Annotated in this window: 19 protein-coding genes and 2 tRNA genes; 6 read left to right on the forward strand and 15 right to left on the reverse strand. The window is 61.6% G+C overall.

What is annotated here, in order from left to right:
• A partial coding sequence (locus EN824_RS08235) for a GTP-binding protein (protein WP_244571411.1) occupies window positions 1–128 on the reverse strand: 128 nt, incomplete at its 3' end.
• 293 nt (window positions 129–421) lie between these two features.
• On the opposite strand from EN824_RS08235, the gene EN824_RS08240 reads away from it, so the two are divergent.
• Complete coding sequence (locus EN824_RS08240) at window positions 422–1,309, forward strand: DMT family transporter (protein ID WP_127869376.1); 888 nt, start codon at window positions 422–424, stop codon at window positions 1,307–1,309.
• A 107-nt stretch (window positions 1,310–1,416) separates the two neighbouring features.
• Here EN824_RS08240 and EN824_RS08245 read toward each other — a convergent pair whose 3' ends face one another.
• A complete protein-coding gene (locus EN824_RS08245) occupies window positions 1,417–1,674 on the reverse strand; it encodes a GlsB/YeaQ/YmgE family stress response membrane protein (RefSeq protein ID WP_127279958.1) in 258 nt (85 codons plus the stop codon).
• Between the two features lie 130 nt (window positions 1,675–1,804).
• On the opposite strand from EN824_RS08245, the gene EN824_RS08250 reads away from it, so the two are divergent.
• Entirely contained in the window at window positions 1,805–2,269 is a 465-nt protein-coding gene (locus EN824_RS08250) for a YidB family protein (RefSeq protein ID WP_127869377.1), read from the forward strand.
• A gap of 77 nt (window positions 2,270–2,346) precedes the next feature.
• Here the strand turns inward: EN824_RS08250 and EN824_RS08255 are convergent.
• The 5 genes from EN824_RS08255 to EN824_RS35140 all read right to left on the reverse strand — a co-directional run bounded on the left by EN824_RS08255 (window position 2,347) and on the right by EN824_RS35140 (window position 5,092).
• Window positions 2,347–2,420, reverse strand: a tRNA-Gly gene (locus EN824_RS08255).
• Window positions 2,421–2,552: 132 nt separating this feature from the next.
• Window positions 2,553–3,161, reverse strand: coding sequence for an isochorismatase family cysteine hydrolase (locus EN824_RS08260; RefSeq protein WP_135918639.1), 609 nt, complete (start codon window positions 3,159–3,161; stop codon window positions 2,553–2,555).
• Window positions 3,162–3,172: 11 nt separating this feature from the next.
• Window positions 3,173–3,583: a DUF427 domain-containing protein gene (locus tag EN824_RS08265; protein ID WP_135918640.1), complete on the reverse strand. Its 411-nt coding sequence runs from the start codon at window positions 3,581–3,583 to the stop codon at window positions 3,173–3,175.
• 389 nt (window positions 3,584–3,972) lie between these two features.
• Complete coding sequence (locus EN824_RS08270; protein ID WP_127869715.1) at window positions 3,973–4,404, reverse strand: hypothetical protein; 432 nt, start codon at window positions 4,402–4,404, stop codon at window positions 3,973–3,975.
• Between the two features lie 253 nt (window positions 4,405–4,657).
• Window positions 4,658–5,092: a hypothetical protein gene (locus tag EN824_RS35140; RefSeq protein ID WP_189522142.1), complete on the reverse strand. Its 435-nt coding sequence runs from the start codon at window positions 5,090–5,092 to the stop codon at window positions 4,658–4,660.
• Window positions 5,093–5,162: 70 nt separating this feature from the next.
• Here EN824_RS35140 and EN824_RS08280 point away from each other — a divergent pair, with 70 nt between their 5' ends.
• Window positions 5,163–5,456: a hypothetical protein gene (locus EN824_RS08280; protein WP_245512036.1), complete on the forward strand. Its 294-nt coding sequence runs from the start codon at window positions 5,163–5,165 to the stop codon at window positions 5,454–5,456.
• Window positions 5,457–5,546: 90 nt separating this feature from the next.
• Here the strand turns inward: EN824_RS08280 and EN824_RS08285 are convergent.
• Window positions 5,547–5,631, reverse strand: a tRNA-Tyr gene (locus EN824_RS08285).
• Between the two features lie 184 nt (window positions 5,632–5,815).
• Between EN824_RS08285 and EN824_RS08290 the strand changes: the two genes are divergently transcribed.
• Entirely contained in the window at window positions 5,816–6,664 is an 849-nt protein-coding gene (locus tag EN824_RS08290; protein ID WP_135880280.1) for an RNA methyltransferase, read from the forward strand.
• Between the two features lie 124 nt (window positions 6,665–6,788).
• On the opposite strand, the gene EN824_RS08295 is transcribed toward EN824_RS08290, so the two are convergent.
• The 3 genes from EN824_RS08295 to gcl form a co-directional block, all read right to left on the reverse strand.
• Window positions 6,789–7,763 carry a 2-hydroxy-3-oxopropionate reductase gene (locus tag EN824_RS08295; protein ID WP_127280218.1) on the reverse strand — a complete coding sequence of 325 codons (975 nt, stop codon included), beginning with the start codon at window positions 7,761–7,763 and terminating at the stop codon, window positions 6,789–6,791.
• Window positions 7,764–7,899: 136 nt separating this feature from the next.
• Complete coding sequence (hyi, locus tag EN824_RS08305; RefSeq protein ID WP_135932092.1) at window positions 7,900–8,697, reverse strand: hydroxypyruvate isomerase; 798 nt, start codon at window positions 8,695–8,697, stop codon at window positions 7,900–7,902.
• A gap of 71 nt (window positions 8,698–8,768) precedes the next feature.
• A complete protein-coding gene (gene gcl / locus EN824_RS08310) occupies window positions 8,769–10,550 on the reverse strand; it encodes a glyoxylate carboligase (RefSeq protein ID WP_135932093.1) in 1,782 nt (593 codons plus the stop codon).
• Between the two features lie 207 nt (window positions 10,551–10,757).
• On the opposite strand from gcl, the gene bhcR reads away from it, so the two are divergent.
• Window positions 10,758–11,579 carry an HTH-type transcriptional regulator BhcR gene (gene bhcR, locus EN824_RS08315; RefSeq protein WP_135932094.1) on the forward strand — a complete coding sequence of 274 codons (822 nt, stop codon included), beginning with the start codon at window positions 10,758–10,760 and terminating at the stop codon, window positions 11,577–11,579.
• Here the strand turns inward: bhcR and EN824_RS08320 are convergent, their stop codons facing one another.
• Window positions 11,580–11,939 carry a hypothetical protein gene (locus tag EN824_RS08320; protein ID WP_135932095.1) on the reverse strand — a complete coding sequence of 120 codons (360 nt, stop codon included), beginning with the start codon at window positions 11,937–11,939 and terminating at the stop codon, window positions 11,580–11,582. It lies immediately after the preceding gene.
• A 121-nt stretch (window positions 11,940–12,060) separates the two neighbouring features.
• Between EN824_RS08320 and EN824_RS08325 the strand changes: the two genes are divergently transcribed.
• Window positions 12,061–12,492: a hypothetical protein gene (locus EN824_RS08325; RefSeq protein ID WP_135932096.1), complete on the forward strand. Its 432-nt coding sequence runs from the start codon at window positions 12,061–12,063 to the stop codon at window positions 12,490–12,492.
• Between the two features lie 86 nt (window positions 12,493–12,578).
• On the opposite strand, the gene EN824_RS08330 is transcribed toward EN824_RS08325, so the two are convergent.
• From EN824_RS08330 to EN824_RS08340, 3 genes are all read right to left on the reverse strand, one after another.
• Complete coding sequence (locus EN824_RS08330; protein ID WP_135932097.1) at window positions 12,579–12,890, reverse strand: BA14K family protein; 312 nt, start codon at window positions 12,888–12,890, stop codon at window positions 12,579–12,581.
• A 295-nt stretch (window positions 12,891–13,185) separates the two neighbouring features.
• A complete protein-coding gene (locus tag EN824_RS08335; RefSeq protein ID WP_135932098.1) occupies window positions 13,186–13,407 on the reverse strand; it encodes a hypothetical protein in 222 nt (73 codons plus the stop codon).
• A gap of 305 nt (window positions 13,408–13,712) precedes the next feature.
• Window positions 13,713–13,826 (reverse strand): transposase domain-containing protein (locus EN824_RS08340; protein WP_135932099.1); only part of this gene is annotated, 114 nt, incomplete at its 5' end.

Here is a 13,826-nt window from a genome sequence, read left to right on the forward strand (position 1 = left end):
TCATAGCGCTTGTATTCGCCAAAATACTTGGTGATCGCAGCCGTCAGCGACGTCTTGCCGTGATCGACGTGACCAATCGTGCCGATGTTCACATGAGGCTTAGTGCGCTCGAATTTACCTTTTGCCATAGTCTCTTTCCTTGGACGGCCTGGACCTTCAGTTCAGTCGAATGCGGGGCGATTAGCGAGAAAGGCCAAAAAACACAAGCGTCTTTTGCCCAGGCGCCATCTCACTCGGCCAGAACCCATGATCCGATTGCGGGGATATGACACGGATATAGGGACGCGACGTTGAAAATGGAATGGGCGAAGGCCGACGGAGCAACACGGGGATTCGTGCGGCTTCTACATCCGTCACTGTCGGGTTTGTCGGCGGTCCATGGCCCATTGCGGCAGCGATCCGCGTCTGATTTCCTGCGCAGATGCATTTCATCCCGACTGCCATTCGCGGCCCGCTGTTCATGATCGTCTCGACCGGGTCGTATCTGGTCAACGACACGATGATGAAGCTCGCCACTGCCGGCTTGCCGTCCTACGAAGTGCTCTTCCTGCGTGGTGCCGCGGCAACGCTGTGGGGCTTTCCGCTGTTGTTTGCGCTCGGCTACGGCAAGCAAGTCCCTCTGATCTTCGACAAGCGAGTGCTGGGAAGGAACCTGCTCGAGTTGGCGGCGATCCTCTGTTACGTCGTCGCGCTCGCCAACATGCAGATCGCCGATTCCACCGCGCTGGGGCAGATCACGCCGCTCCTGATGCTGGTCGGATCCTCGATCCTGTTTGGCGAGCGTATCGGCGGCCAACGCATGGCGCTGATCGGGCTCGGCTTCATCGGCGCGCTGATGGTGGCGCAGCCGACCATGCAAGGCATTTCGGTCTACGCCTTGCTGGCGCTCGGCAACGCGACATTCGCCGCCGCCCGCGATCTGGCCGGCCGCAAGATCACCGCCGAAGTGCCAGGAATGATCGTGGCGATCTCGGCGGTCGTCGTGGTCCTGATCGGCGCCGGCACCGCGCATCTGGTTTCCGAGCGCTGGGTGGCGCCGGAGGCGCATCACCTGCTGCTGATGGCGGGAGCCGGTTTCTTCCTGATCTTCGGCCACTTCTTCATCTTCATGGCCTACCGCGTCGGGCCGACCGGAGCGGTAGCGCCGTTCTACTACTGCTTCACGGTCTGGGCCGTCATTTCCGGCCTGCTGGTGTTTGGGCAATTCCCCAATGCACTGGCGGTCTGCGGCATCCTGCTGGTCGTCTGCAGCGGGCTGACCATCGTGTCGCTGGACCAGCGCAAGCGTCGGCTGGCCGTGGTCGCCTGATCCGCGGCGGCACGCCGGCATATGGCTTCCGATGCCGTGAGCGCAGGCAGCACCGACGGCGGATTATCGCAATTCGGGATTCGGCAGAGCTGGTAGTCTGCCGACGCCTAGATGGTCCGCTTGCCCGAGAACTGATGATAGGCCCACAACACCACGACGGCACCCACGACCGCGACGATCAAGCTGTAGATGTTGAGGCCGGTGACGCCCGAAGCACCGAAGGCACTGAAGATCAGGCCGCCGACAATGGCACCGACAATGCCGAGCACGATATCCATGATCATGCCCTGACCGGTCTTGTTGACGATCTTGCTGCCGATGAAGCCGGCGATGACGCCGAGAATGATCCAGCTGATGATACCCATTTTTTTCCTCTCCATCCCCCGCCAACCCGACATTTTCATATGAATGTCAAAACCACAAGCCAGCTTGAAATTCCGCCCGATTGCGCCATTGTTGACGATGGGCAGGGCTTGGCCAGATGGAGGATCCACTATGGGACTTTTTGACAACGCCGTTCCCGGCGGCAACATCACCAAACCGCTGATGATCGCGCTCGGTGCGCTGCTGGTCGGAAAGATGCTGAGCGGCAGAAGCGCCGAACAGCCGGACCAGCCTCAAGCACCCGTGCCGGCCGATCCCACTGCCGCCGGAACCGCATCTGGTGACGGCGGCCTGCTCGGCGGACTGGGCGGCCTGCTCGACAAGCTCAAGAATGCCGGCCATGGCAATGTCGCCGACTCGTGGGTCGGCACCGGGCAGAACCAATCGATCAACCCCAATGAGCTGGGCAACGCGATCGGACCGCAAGTCATTCGCGAGATCGCCCAACGGACGGGGCTCGACGAACAGGAGCTGCTCAAGCAACTATCGGCTGCCTTGCCCGGCATCGTCGACAAGCTGACGCCGAACGGCCAGGTGCCGCAGCAGCACCAGGTCGCGTCCGCGTTCAACGGCTAGCGCGGCGCACGCCAATGCCTGAAGCGCTGCGCGCCTGCCGCGCAGTGTTTCGGCTTGCCGATGTGTAGCTGAAAATCTGGAGCGGGTAGCGGGAATCGAACCCGCACCAAGAGCTTGGAAGGCTCATGTGATACCATTTCACCATACCCGCGCACGCACGCCCTAGCTATTCGACAAGGTTGCGAAGGTCAAGAAGCTCTCGCGACCCAATCGACATTGCAGGCCAGGCCCGATGGCTGGAGGCAAGTCGTAGGCATCGAATGCCTGGCAGACGACCGGCAAGTCAGACCCAGTTCGAGAGAACCGTCTCCATCTCGACCGTCTCCACCTGCTGTGCGAACCGTTGGTGATAAACGGTCAACAGCGCGTCATGCGTGGCATCGGAAGAACTGCACAGCGCGTCCGTAACGAGAACCACGCGATAGCCGAAATCGATCGCTCCGAGCACCGTAGCCAGAACGCACACGTCGGTTTCGCCGCCGGTGATGACCAGCGTGTCGATGTCGCGTTCGTTCAGAAAGGCCCTGAGGTGACCTTCGAACCAGGGCGAGTATATGTGCTTGTCGATGACGGCCGCCGGCGGGCAGTAAGCGGCCAGTGCCGGCAACAAGTCGACCATTTCGGACCCGATATTTTCGATCGCCATCGAGGCCCAGCGCTCATAATAGCGCTTCCATGTGCCAACGCCCTGCCCGGGCTTTTGTGCGGGCAGGAAGCGCGTGAAGACGGTCTCTGGCGCTCGTCTTTCGACCAGCCTCTCGATTCGAGGAAGGACACGGGTGATCCAGGGGGTCGCCCATTGCGACGGCTCGGCAAACAGCCTTTGCATATCCACGCAGACATGCATGCATCGGCGCCCCAACGGACCATATGCCAAGCCCGGCATCGACATGGAAGATAATCCTATTCCATGACATGGGGGGTGTGCTGTTTGTCCTCCATCGGGTCGACATCGATGCGCGCCTTTCGCGGATCGAAAGCGCCATGACCTGCAATGGCCCGCGCTGCAGTATCGGGCGTCTCGTATGTCCACATGAAGTCGTCGGCCGAGCTACCGACAGCATGGACCCGCCAATAGCTCGCGGTTCCCTTGAGCGGTGAGCTGCTTGTGGTGTTGGTCTTTTCGAAAAGGTCGAAATAGATGTCCTCGAAAGGGACAAAGAATGTCGGCTCCTGTCCCTCTTCCCTGAGAACTTTCGCGTGCTCCGTGGCCGCGACCACGGCGTCGGAAAATCGCACCGTCACCGTTCCGGCAAACGGTTCTATGGTCAGTTGGCGAAAGTCGTGTCCTGAAGTTGCGGCTGAAGTTTGCATCCGAATTCTCCCTGGCTATCGTTTCGATCCACCAATGGAGACGAAATGCGCGGTGATGCATCAGGTTCCAGCTTGTGCGATTGAAGCCGAATGGAACCGCTGAGCAGCGATTATCAGCTGCCGAAACTGTTGAGAAAGCACATCAACAGCCGCGAAACCTCTTGTGAGGCCTCACGTGTTGGAAGTGCCCGACAGCGTCCAGGACCAACCGTCTGTAGGACGCACAGTGCCCGTCTGCCGCCGCCGTCGCCGGCGGGACGCAGAAGGAGTAACGTGCAGCCGTTCGGCTATGCCACGAACACAGGGACTGATCGACAAGACGGATCAGGTGGGTCGCACCGTGCGGTCGCGAACAGATGACGGTCCTCACCTGAGCCGCCCGGCACGCATCAGAACATGATCCTTTGCCTCAACCAGGCAAGAAACCTGTTGCCGCCAATTGTCGCGCGGACCCGAGCGGCGGCCCACCCCGCTTTCATGGTGGCGCCTACGTGACAATCGCAAACGATGTCGTGCAGTTGCCAGTCATTCAGTTCGAAGAAGCGCTTGGCCTCGCCATAAGTGTCATCCCTTAGACCCGACGCGCGCAGCACCGGGTCTTCGAAGGCAACAGCGATCGCCGACCCTTCGCCGCGTGCCATGGCGCGTACCTCCGGATGCAGATGTTCGGTCCCTCTAAACGCGCCAAGGCATCGCTCGGGATTCTGATCGAGAAGTTCGGCCCATCGCGCGATCCGCTCTTCTCGGGTCATTTCCGAATGTGGCGCCGAGGATTCAATCCTGGCGACGGCCTGCAGTTGGTCGAGTGTCTGGTGTTTCATGGTCAACTCCTGTCGTGAAGGGAGAAGCGCCCACGCCTTCAAGGAAATTATCGCGCGGCTGTGCTTCGACAAGGCGCGAAACCGGAAGAATTCGGCGCCACCGAACGCGACTGACCGGATCCTAAATGCGCTGACAGCGGTCACTGAAAGGCGCGCATCTATGAACCTCTGCGGGCCTCTGCTGATAGAGGGCCGGTCTCCCATAGCGACCTAGCACCCCGGCGGGCAGTCCGGAGGTTGCGTTTATCGCGTCCTACTTCTTGATAATGTTCCCGTCGCGCAGGTCGAATGCTTCGGTGCCGTGAGCCTGGCGGTAGAAATCGTCCTGCAATTCACCCCATTCGCCGAGGAAGGCACCGCAATTGCTGCAATAAATTGGCGTCGACTCCTTGGCATCGTCGGGAATGTCCATCTGGATCGTCCCGCAAGCCTTGCAATCGAGTTTGTCGTCCAATTGGCGTCCCATTTTCCAATGGTCGCGCATTTGGAACCAATTGTCGATTTCGTAGGGAGGCACGATTCCAAACCAGCCGCTCCAGCGGCAAGCGGGCGACTGAAATTGCGCAGCGGCTGCCGTGGTACGGAACCATCGCCCGGCACAAGGGTTGTCCTCGACGTTTCGAAAAAAGCAGGGAACGACGATGCGGATGTTGATGATAGTTGCCGTGCTTTCCGGAGTGGTCGTCACGCAGCCCCTCCATGGGCAAGCCATCAGCCCGCAGGTTCCTCTGCTGACACCCGTTCCTCAGACGACACCCTTGGAGCCCGAGCCGGACCAGATACCGCTGCCCGAGCAAGGGGCTGCCGACCAGAATTTCACCGGTGTTGCCATTGTCGCCGTCGAGGATCTGCCCGCGGAAATCAAAGCGCAGGCGGAAGCCGTGATTACCCAGACAAGTGCGGAAGATCTGCTGCGGCTGCAGAACTCCATCGACGCATCGCCTCAGGCAACAACGGCGCTGAGGGCGAACGGGCTCAACTCTTCACAGGTCGTGGCGGCCAACATCGATGGTGATGGCACGCTGACATTGATCATCCAGACGACAACGTGATCGGCACCCGGGGTGCCGGATTGACCCGAAAAGCGCGATGCACCTTTTCGATCCGATGTTTTTCACGTTTCAGGGTTTCCGGGCCGGCAGTGGTGGAGAGGGTTGGATTCGAACCAACGTAAGCTAAGCTAACGGATTTACAGTCCGTCCCCTTTAACCACTCGGGCACCTCTCCAGTCTGCCGCCGGAGCCATTCACGCCGATCCGGACCCGAGTTGTCTTCTCCGAAATCAGCGAAGCGCCTTATGGCGGCAAGGCCAGTGGGTGTCAACCGCGCAGGAAGGGTTTTTCGATGTTGTTCGCCGGCTGCGGCGACAGGGCATATCCTTGGCGGGAGGAGACGGCTATAGAAGCCGGCCATGAGCAACAATTCCAACACCCCGAAAGACACCCACTACGCCAAGCTCCGCCGCGCCTTTCGCGACGAGAAAAGCGGCGGCGCGCCGGCGTTCAGGCCTCGCCAACCCGTACCACCGGGCGAAAGCGCCGGGGATGGCCTGGTGCGCCTTTATGGCCTGCACACTGTGCGAGCCGCCCTCGACAATCCGCGCCGCCGGATCAAAAAAATGCTGGTGACACGCAATGCCGCCGAACGGCTCGAGATCGGTGATCTTGCCGCCCTGCCCTTCAAGGCGGAACTGGTCGAACCCAGGGACATCGACAAGGTCACCGGGTCGGACGCCGTGCATCAGGGCGTGCTGATAGAGGCCGAGCCGCTGAAGCCCAAGCGCCTCGACGCGCTTGGCGACACCAGGCTGGTGCTGGTGCTCGACCAGGTCACCGATCCGCACAATGTCGGCGCCATCCTGCGTTCGGCGGTCGCCTTCGGCGCCGGCGCGCTGATCACCACGGCGCGCCATAGCCCGCAAGAATCGGGCGTGCTGGCGAAATCCGCCTCCGGCGCGCTGGAGCATATCGACCAGATCGAGGTGAAGAACCTCGCCGACGCGCTCGGCCAACTGCACGAGGCCGGCTTCCAGACCATCGGGCTCGATTCGGACGGGCAGGCGGAACTCGAAACCAGCTTTGCCGGCGACAGGATAGCACTGGTACTCGGCGCCGAGGGCAAGGGCCTACGCCAGAAGACGCGCGAGACGGTGACGACACTGGCCCGCCTCGACATGCCCGGCGCCATCCGCTCGCTCAACGTGTCGAACGCCGCGGCGGTGAGCCTTTATGCGGCGCGGGCATTTCTGAAGCGCGGCTGAGCCGCGGCAAGCCGCCTGCCAAAACATCTCGAAACGAGAAACGGGTTCCAGCGACAGCGCTGGAACCCGTTCTTGTGTAGGACAAGAGCTGGCGGCCTGGGAACATTGTGCCGCCCTCTCCCGCCTATGCCGCTTTGCCCTTCACTTCAGCCGCCTCGCCGCCGACCTCGAAATTGGCCATCCGCTCCAGCGCCCTGACCAGCGCCGAGTGATCCTCCTTCGCCCCGCCATTAGCGGCGCAGGAGTTGAACAACTGCTGGGTGGTCGATGTATTGGGCAGCGACACGCCGAGCGCCTTCGCACCCTCCAGCGCCAGGTTGAGATCCTTCTGGTGCAGTTCGATGCGGAAGCCCGGCGCGAAAGTGCGCTTGACCATGCGCTCGCCATGCACTTCGAGAATGCGCGACGCTGCCAGCCCGCCCATCAGCGCTTGCCTGACCTTGGCCGGGTCTGCGCCGGCTTTCGATGCAAAAACAAGCGCTTCGGCGACGGCTTCAATGGTCAGCGCGACGACGATCTGATTGGCGACCTTGGTCGTCTGTCCGACGCCATTCGGCCCGACCAAAGTGATGTTCTTGCCCATTTTCTCGAACACGGGTTTCGCGCGCTCGAAGGTCTTTTCGTCGCCGCCGACCATGATGGTGAGGGATGCGGCCTTGGCGCCGACTTCGCCGCCCGAAACCGGCGCATCGAGATAGTCGCAGCCGAGCTCGTTGATCTTTTTTGCGAATTCCTTGGTCTCGATCGGCGAGATCGAGCTCATGTCGATGACGAGCTTGCCTTCGGAGAGGCCAACGGCAACGCCGTTGTCGCCGAACAGAACGTCGGCCACCTGCGGTGTGTCGGGAACCATGGTGATGATGATGTCGGCCGCCTTGGCCACGGCGGCATGGCCGGTGACAGTCTTCAGCCCCTTGGCGGCAAGATCGGCTGGTGGCTTCGAGCGATGGTCACTGGCGATGACCCTATAGCCGGCATCGAGCAGGTGCCCCGCCATCGGCGCGCCCATGATGCCGAGGCCGATGAAGCCTATGGTTTCCATTGTGGTTCTCCTGAATATCTCGTTCGACTTCGTCGAAAGGCTGGCGCTGCCCCTCATCCGCCTGCCGGCACCTTCTCCCCGTATAGTGACGGGGAGAAGGGAAGCGCTCCGACGCTGGCGATCCCCTCTCCCCGTTCTTCACGGGGAGAGGGCAAGGGTGAGGGGCAGCGCCGACGTTGGTAGTTCCCGACGGCTAAGCCGCCGCGCTGCCCTGCCCGGCTAATTCCCGAAACCAGCCCAGCCCGGCGTCCGTACCCGCCTTTGGCTTGTATTCCGCACCCACCCAGCCGGAATAACCAATCCGGTCGATGTGTTCGTAGAGGAAAGGAAAATTGATCTCGCCCGTCCCCGGCTCGTGACGGCCGGGATTGTCCGCAAGCTGGATATGCGCGATGCGGTGAAGGTTCGCTTCGATGGTACGGGCGAGATCCCCCTCCATGATCTGCATGTGGTAGATGTCGTATTGCAGGAACAGGTTCTTGGAGCCGATGCGGTCGATCAGCGCTAGCGCCTGGTCGGAATAATTGAGGAAGAAACCCTCGATATCGCGCGTGTTGATCGGTTCGATCAGCAACTTGATGCCGGCCTGCTCCAGTTTCTCCGCCGCGAAGGCAAGGTTTTCGGCGAAGACATTTTCAAGCGTGTCCCGTGCAATGCCCTGCGGCGCAATGCCGGCCAGGCAGTTGACCTGCTTGCAATCCAGCGCCTGCGCATAGGCGATCGCCTTGGCGATGCCCTGGCGGAACTCCGGCACGCGGTCCGGCAGCACGGCGATGCCGCGCTCGCCCTTGGCCCAGTCGCCCGCAGGCAGGTTGAACAGCACTTGGGTCAGGCCGTTCTTTTTCAGGCGGGCGGCGACCACCTCGGGCGCATGATCATAAGGGCCGATATATTCGACACCCTTGAAGCCGGCGCGGGCGGCGGCATCGAAGCGGTCGAGGAAATCGTCCTCGCCAAAGAGCATCGACAGATTGGCTGAAAAACGCGGCATTCTTTTTCTCCCTGGAGTATCGGACCCAAAAGTGGAAACCAGTTTTGGGGCAATCCGATGCTCAAACAAAATCAGTCGAGCATCACGATCGCGGTCGGCGCGTCTTCCTGACGTTCGGCAAGGTCCTCGAATTCGGTGATCTTGTCGATCTCGGTGCCCATCGAGATGTTGGTGACGCGTTCGAGAATGAATTCGAGCACGACTGGAACCTGGTGTTCCTTCATCAACCGCTCCGCTTGCTTGAAGGCGTCGGCGAATTCCTCCGGCTTGCGCACCCTGACCGCCTTGCAGCCCATCGCCTCGGCGACGGCGACATGGTCGACGCCGTAGCCGGCCTCCGGATCGTCAGTCCGGTTGATGTTCTCGAAGGCCAGGCTCACCTCATAGTCCATCGAGAAGCCGCGCTGCGCCTGGCGGATCAGGCCAAGATAGGCGTTGTTCACGACGACATGGATGTAGGGCAGCTTGTGCTGCGCGCCGACGGCCAGTTCCTCGATCATGAACTGGAAATCATAGTCGCCCGACAGCGCCACGATGGTGCGGTCGGGATCGGCGGCGCGCACGCCGAGTGCTGCCGGCAGGGTCCAGCCGAGCGGGCCGGCCTGGCCGCAATTGATCCAGTTACGCGGCTTGTAGACATGCAGGAACTGCGCGCCGGCAATCTGTGACAGGCCGATCGTGGTGACATAGGTGACGTCGCGGCCAAACGCCTTGTTCATCTCCTCGTAGACACGCTGCGGCTTCAGCGGCACCTGGTCGAAATGGGTCTTGCGTTTCATGGTCTTCTTGCGGTCCTGGCATTCCTTGGCCCAGCCCGACCAGTCGCGCAGCTTGCCCGCCGTCTTCCACTCGGTGGCGACGTCGAGCAGGATCTTCAGCGCCGCACCCGCATCCGAGACAACGCCGAGATCCGGCGCGAAGACACGGCCGATCTGCGTTGGCTCGATGTCGACATGGATGAATTTTTTTCCCCTGGTATAGACGTCCACCGAGCCGGTGTGGCGGTTGGCCCAGCGGTTGCCGATGCCGAAGACGAAGTCGGCTTCCAGCATCGTCGCATTACCGTAACGGTGCGAGGTCTGCAGTCCACACATGCCGGCCATCAGCCGGTGGTCGTCGGGAATGGCGCCCCAGCCCATCAGCGTCGGGATGACCGGAACGCCCGCAATCTCGGCAAATTCGATCAACAGGTCGGACGCGTCGGCATTGATGATGCCGCCGCCGGCGACGATCAGCGGCTTCTCAGCCCCATTGAGCATCGCCAGCGCCTTTTCAGCCTGGGCGCGGGTCATCGCCGGCTTGAACGGCGCCAGCGGCTCATAGGCATCGATGTCGAACTCGATCTCGGCCAGTTGGACGTCGACCGGCAGGTCGATCAGCACCGGACCTGGGCGCGACGAGCGCATCAAGTGGAACGCCTTCTGCAGCGCCATCGGCACCAGATAGGGCTCCATCACCGTCACCGCCCATTTGGCGACGGGCGCAGCGATGGCGGCGATGTCGACGGCCTGGAAATCCTCCTTGTTGAGGCGCGCGCGCGGCGCCTGTCCGGTGATGCACAGGATCGGAATGGAATCGGCCGCGGCCGAATAGAGCCCGGTGATCATGTCGGTGCCGGCCGGCCCCGAAGTGCCGATACAAAGACCGATATTGCCCGCCTTGGCGCGGGTATAGCCTTCGGCCATATGCGAGGCGCCCTCGACGTGACGGGCAAGGACATGGCGGATGGTGCCCCTCGCCTTCATCGCTGAATACAGCGGATTGATCGCCGCGCCCGGCACGCCGAAGGCGCAGGAAATGCCTTCCTTTTCGAGAACGAGAACAGCGGCATCGACAGCGCGCATCCTGGCCATTTCCAGCCTCCACGAGATGATTGTTGGATGGCTAAGGATGTCACCGGGCGGGTAATTTTTCAATTTTTCCAGAATATTTTTTCATTTCTAGAAAACAGCTTCTACCAACTGATTTTGTTCACTTTTTTCTTTTCCAGGATTTGCGCCTAGAATTTCATGAAAAACTTTTTCATTGCATCTTGGCAGAAACGGCCGAGAATGCCGACCATGGAAACCAGCGAAAAACGTCAGCGCGGGCGCCCGCGCTCCTTCAACGGTCCAGCCGAAGCTTCCTCGGTGCAATCGCTCGACCGGGCCTTGCGTATCCTGGCCATTGTCGCGGAAGGCAGCGGCCTGTCGCTGAGCGAGCTATCGGCGCAAAGCGGGCTCGCCGCCTCCACCGCCTACCGCATGCTGACGACACTCGAAAACCACGGCATGGTCGAGTTCGATACGTCAGACCAGCTTTGGTCGATCGGTGTCGAGACCTACCGCATGGGCGCGGCGTTCCTGCGCCGCCGCAAGCTGGTCGACCGCGCCCGCATCGTCATGCAGGAATTGATGGAGAATACCGGCGAGACCGCCAATCTCGGCGTCGCCGAAGATGACTGCGTGGTCTTCGTCAGCCAGGTCGAGACGCATCAGGCGATCCGCGCCTTCTTCCGGCCCGGCACGCGCAGCCCCTTCCATGCTTCCGGCATCGGCAAGGCGGTGCTGGCGCATCTCGAACCGGAGCGCGTCGGCACCATCCTGCGCAAGGCGGGCCTGCAGCGCTATACGGACAAGACCCTGTCCGACATCTCCGCCCTCGCCCACGATCTGGCTGTTATCAAGCATCGCGGTTGGTCGGTCGACGACGAGGAGCGCCACCCCGGCATGCGTTGCGTCGCCGCCGCCATCTTCAACGAGTATGGCGAACCGATCGGCGGGGTTTCGGTGTCGGGGCCGACCGTGCGGGTGACGCCGGAGCGGCTGGCCGAGATCGGACCGTTGGTGCGCAATGCGGCAACCCAAGTGACGCGGATGATCGGCGGCGTGCAAGCCGGCTGATCAACCCGCGCCGGGCAGCGCGCTTTTGGCCGCTATGTCGAAGAAATCGAGCAGGATCGCCATGCCGACGCCGCAGGCGGTGAAGACGAGGCCGGCCATGAAGATGCGGTTGGCGCGCTCATAGACCCGCCGCTGCAGGGATCTTGTGTCGAGCAGCAGCGACAGTGCCCGCATCTGCAAGGCGATGCCGGCCAGGATCGGCAAAACGGCGACAAGGTGGTAGGTCTGCCACGGGATCGGGTTGGCGGCCCAATGGGTTATGAAGCCCAACGAAAATGCCAGCAGGATGCCGACAGTGGTGACCGTGCCGTTGCGGAAAACCGTTTCGATCAGGTCTTCTTTCGGGTCCTGCTCGTCCAAGCCACCCTCCCCTCAGTTGGCACCGGGATAGACTAGACGCTCCGAAAATCGCTGTATACCGCCGGCCGCATGGGATTTGACCGTCTTGCCGTGGCGCCTGGATGCATGCGAAAGGGCGCGAATGAGGAAACCGGTTCAGCTTTTGCTTGTGACTTCACTTTACGGGTGCGTGGCGGCGGCACCTCGACCCGATGCCGGCGACCAACGCGTCAATCCCATTCCGATCTCGCTGGCGCTGGAGGAGATCATCACGTCCGGTGTCCGCCAACACCTGCCGGATCCGGCCTCCGCCAAGTTCGGGACGATGCTCGCCGGCGAGCGAACGCTGAACGGCCGCCGGGAGATTGTGATCTGCGGCACCGTCAGCGCCAAGGCCTCGTCGGGCGTCCATGGCGACAAGCCATTCATCGCCAAGGTCTATCCGGAAGCCGCAAGCAGCTTTGAACTGGTGGCGATAGGCGACGAGACGGAGGCAGCCCGGCTTCAAATTAGCGGCTCCTGCCGCGCGGCCGGTTTGCCGACCCTCGACACCGACACGAAGACGCACCTCTAGAAGGACGGTGTTCAAACGACGAAGAGGGGCTGCCTAGTAACCCCTCTTTCCTGTCGTTGGTCCACTTTCCTGTCGTCTGCCTCCCCTCAGAGCCGGCAATAGTGGCTGTAGCCATCATGGCCGATATAGGTGTCGGAATCCGGATCGTAGCTCGCGTAGCGCTCGAAGCAGCGGCGGACGTGCCAGGAACCGCCATCTTCGTCGACATAGACAGTGCGCGGCTGCTGCTGGGCAAGCAGGCTGCCGAGGACGAAACCGCCGACGCCGGCGGCGATGCCGATGCCGATGCCGAGGTCGTGGTGATGCGAGTGAGCCGCCGAGGGCTGGACGGTGCCGACCAAAGCGGCGGCGGCGACGGTGGTGGCGATGAGGCCGGAAACGAGTGTGCGCTTGAACATGACGATCTCCTTGCTTCGTTGACCGAGGCGATCCATCCGCCTCTTGATCATCTGTCGCAGCGGCATTGAAAAAGGTTCGACGGGGTTTTGATTTTTTTCGAACAAGCAGGAATCCGCTGCCTGAAAAGGCGGCGGCCCTCGCCGGCGTTGATCATCGAGACCCGTGCGCTTCGGCACATTGCGCCAATCGCGTCATCGCCCGTGGCGGCGACAGGAGGCGCCGTATCCATGCAAAAGGGCGGCCGAAGCCGCCCTTTCCTGCACTGGTGTCTTCAATCACGCCGCGAGACTGCGCTCAGTAGATGATGATGTGGTGGCGATGATGATGGTGATGGTGATGGTGGCCATAGACCCACCAGTAATCCGGGTAGTCCGGGTAATCCTGGTAGTAGAGGTAGTCGTCGTAATGATGATGGCGATGCATGCCATGAGCCGACGAAGACTGAACGGTGCTGGCGAGCGCGCCGGTTGCAACGACGATGGCGAGGAGGCCGGAAACGAAATTGCGCTTGAACATGATGATCTCCTGGATCTCTGATCGAGGCGACCATTCGCCTCTGAGGATCAGTCGGCGTTGGGCAGCGAAAGGTTCGACAGGATCAGGAGATTTTTTGTGGCAGTAGGCAGTAGGCAGTGGTGAAACGGCACCATGCGCATCCGAACGATGCAACCCCTATTCCTATTCCCTATTTTCTCACCCCATGCCGGTGATATGGCGCAGCCAGAAAGCGAGCGCGATGAAGCCGATGATCGTGGTGACGCCGGTCCAGTCGACATTGGCCTTCTTCACGTCACTGATGAGCTTCACCGTAAGCGGTGTCCTCAGGCCACAGCCCTGAGCGCGGGAGCCCGGATGTAGGCCCACGGCAGGAGATCGTCGATCTGGCTGTTGGGGTGGCCGTTGACGATCCTGGTGAGGACGTCGGCGAGGTAGCC

It is taken from the genome of Mesorhizobium sp. M8A.F.Ca.ET.181.01.1.1, from assembly GCF_004792025.1.
Classification (GTDB): domain Bacteria; phylum Pseudomonadota; class Alphaproteobacteria; order Rhizobiales; family Rhizobiaceae; genus Mesorhizobium.

Coding starts and splice junctions, on each gene's coding strand:
- EN824_RS08265 (WP_135918640.1), bottom strand. CDS start 3,583: ATGCAAACTTCAGCCGCAACTTCAGGACACGACTTTCGCCAACTGACC.
- EN824_RS08260 (WP_135918639.1), bottom strand. CDS start 3,161: ATGTCGATGCCGGGCTTGGCATATGGTCCGTTGGGGCGCCGATGCATG.
- EN824_RS08295 (WP_127280218.1), bottom strand. CDS start 7,763: ATGAGGGGCAGCGCCAGCCTTTCGACGAAGTCGAACGAGATATTCAGG.
- EN824_RS08335 (WP_135932098.1), bottom strand. CDS start 13,407: ATGTTCAAGCGCAATTTCGTTTCCGGCCTCCTCGCCATCGTCGTTGCA.
- EN824_RS08330 (WP_135932097.1), bottom strand. CDS start 12,890: ATGTTCAAGCGCACACTCGTTTCCGGCCTCATCGCCACCACCGTCGCC.
- EN824_RS08290 (WP_135880280.1), top strand. CDS start 5,816: ATGAGCAACAATTCCAACACCCCGAAAGACACCCACTACGCCAAGCTC.
- hyi (WP_135932092.1), bottom strand. CDS start 8,697: ATGCCGCGTTTTTCAGCCAATCTGTCGATGCTCTTTGGCGAGGACGAT.
- EN824_RS08325 (WP_135932096.1), top strand. CDS start 12,061: ATGAGGAAACCGGTTCAGCTTTTGCTTGTGACTTCACTTTACGGGTGC.
- EN824_RS08250 (WP_127869377.1), top strand. CDS start 1,805: ATGGGACTTTTTGACAACGCCGTTCCCGGCGGCAACATCACCAAACCG.
- bhcR (WP_135932094.1), top strand. CDS start 10,758: ATGGAAACCAGCGAAAAACGTCAGCGCGGGCGCCCGCGCTCCTTCAAC.
- EN824_RS08240 (WP_127869376.1), top strand. CDS start 422: ATGCATTTCATCCCGACTGCCATTCGCGGCCCGCTGTTCATGATCGTC.
- gcl (WP_135932093.1), bottom strand. CDS start 10,550: ATGGCCAGGATGCGCGCTGTCGATGCCGCTGTTCTCGTTCTCGAAAAG.
- EN824_RS08245 (WP_127279958.1), bottom strand. CDS start 1,674: ATGGGTATCATCAGCTGGATCATTCTCGGCGTCATCGCCGGCTTCATC.
- EN824_RS08270 (WP_127869715.1), bottom strand. CDS start 4,404: ATGAAACACCAGACACTCGACCAACTGCAGGCCGTCGCCAGGATTGAA.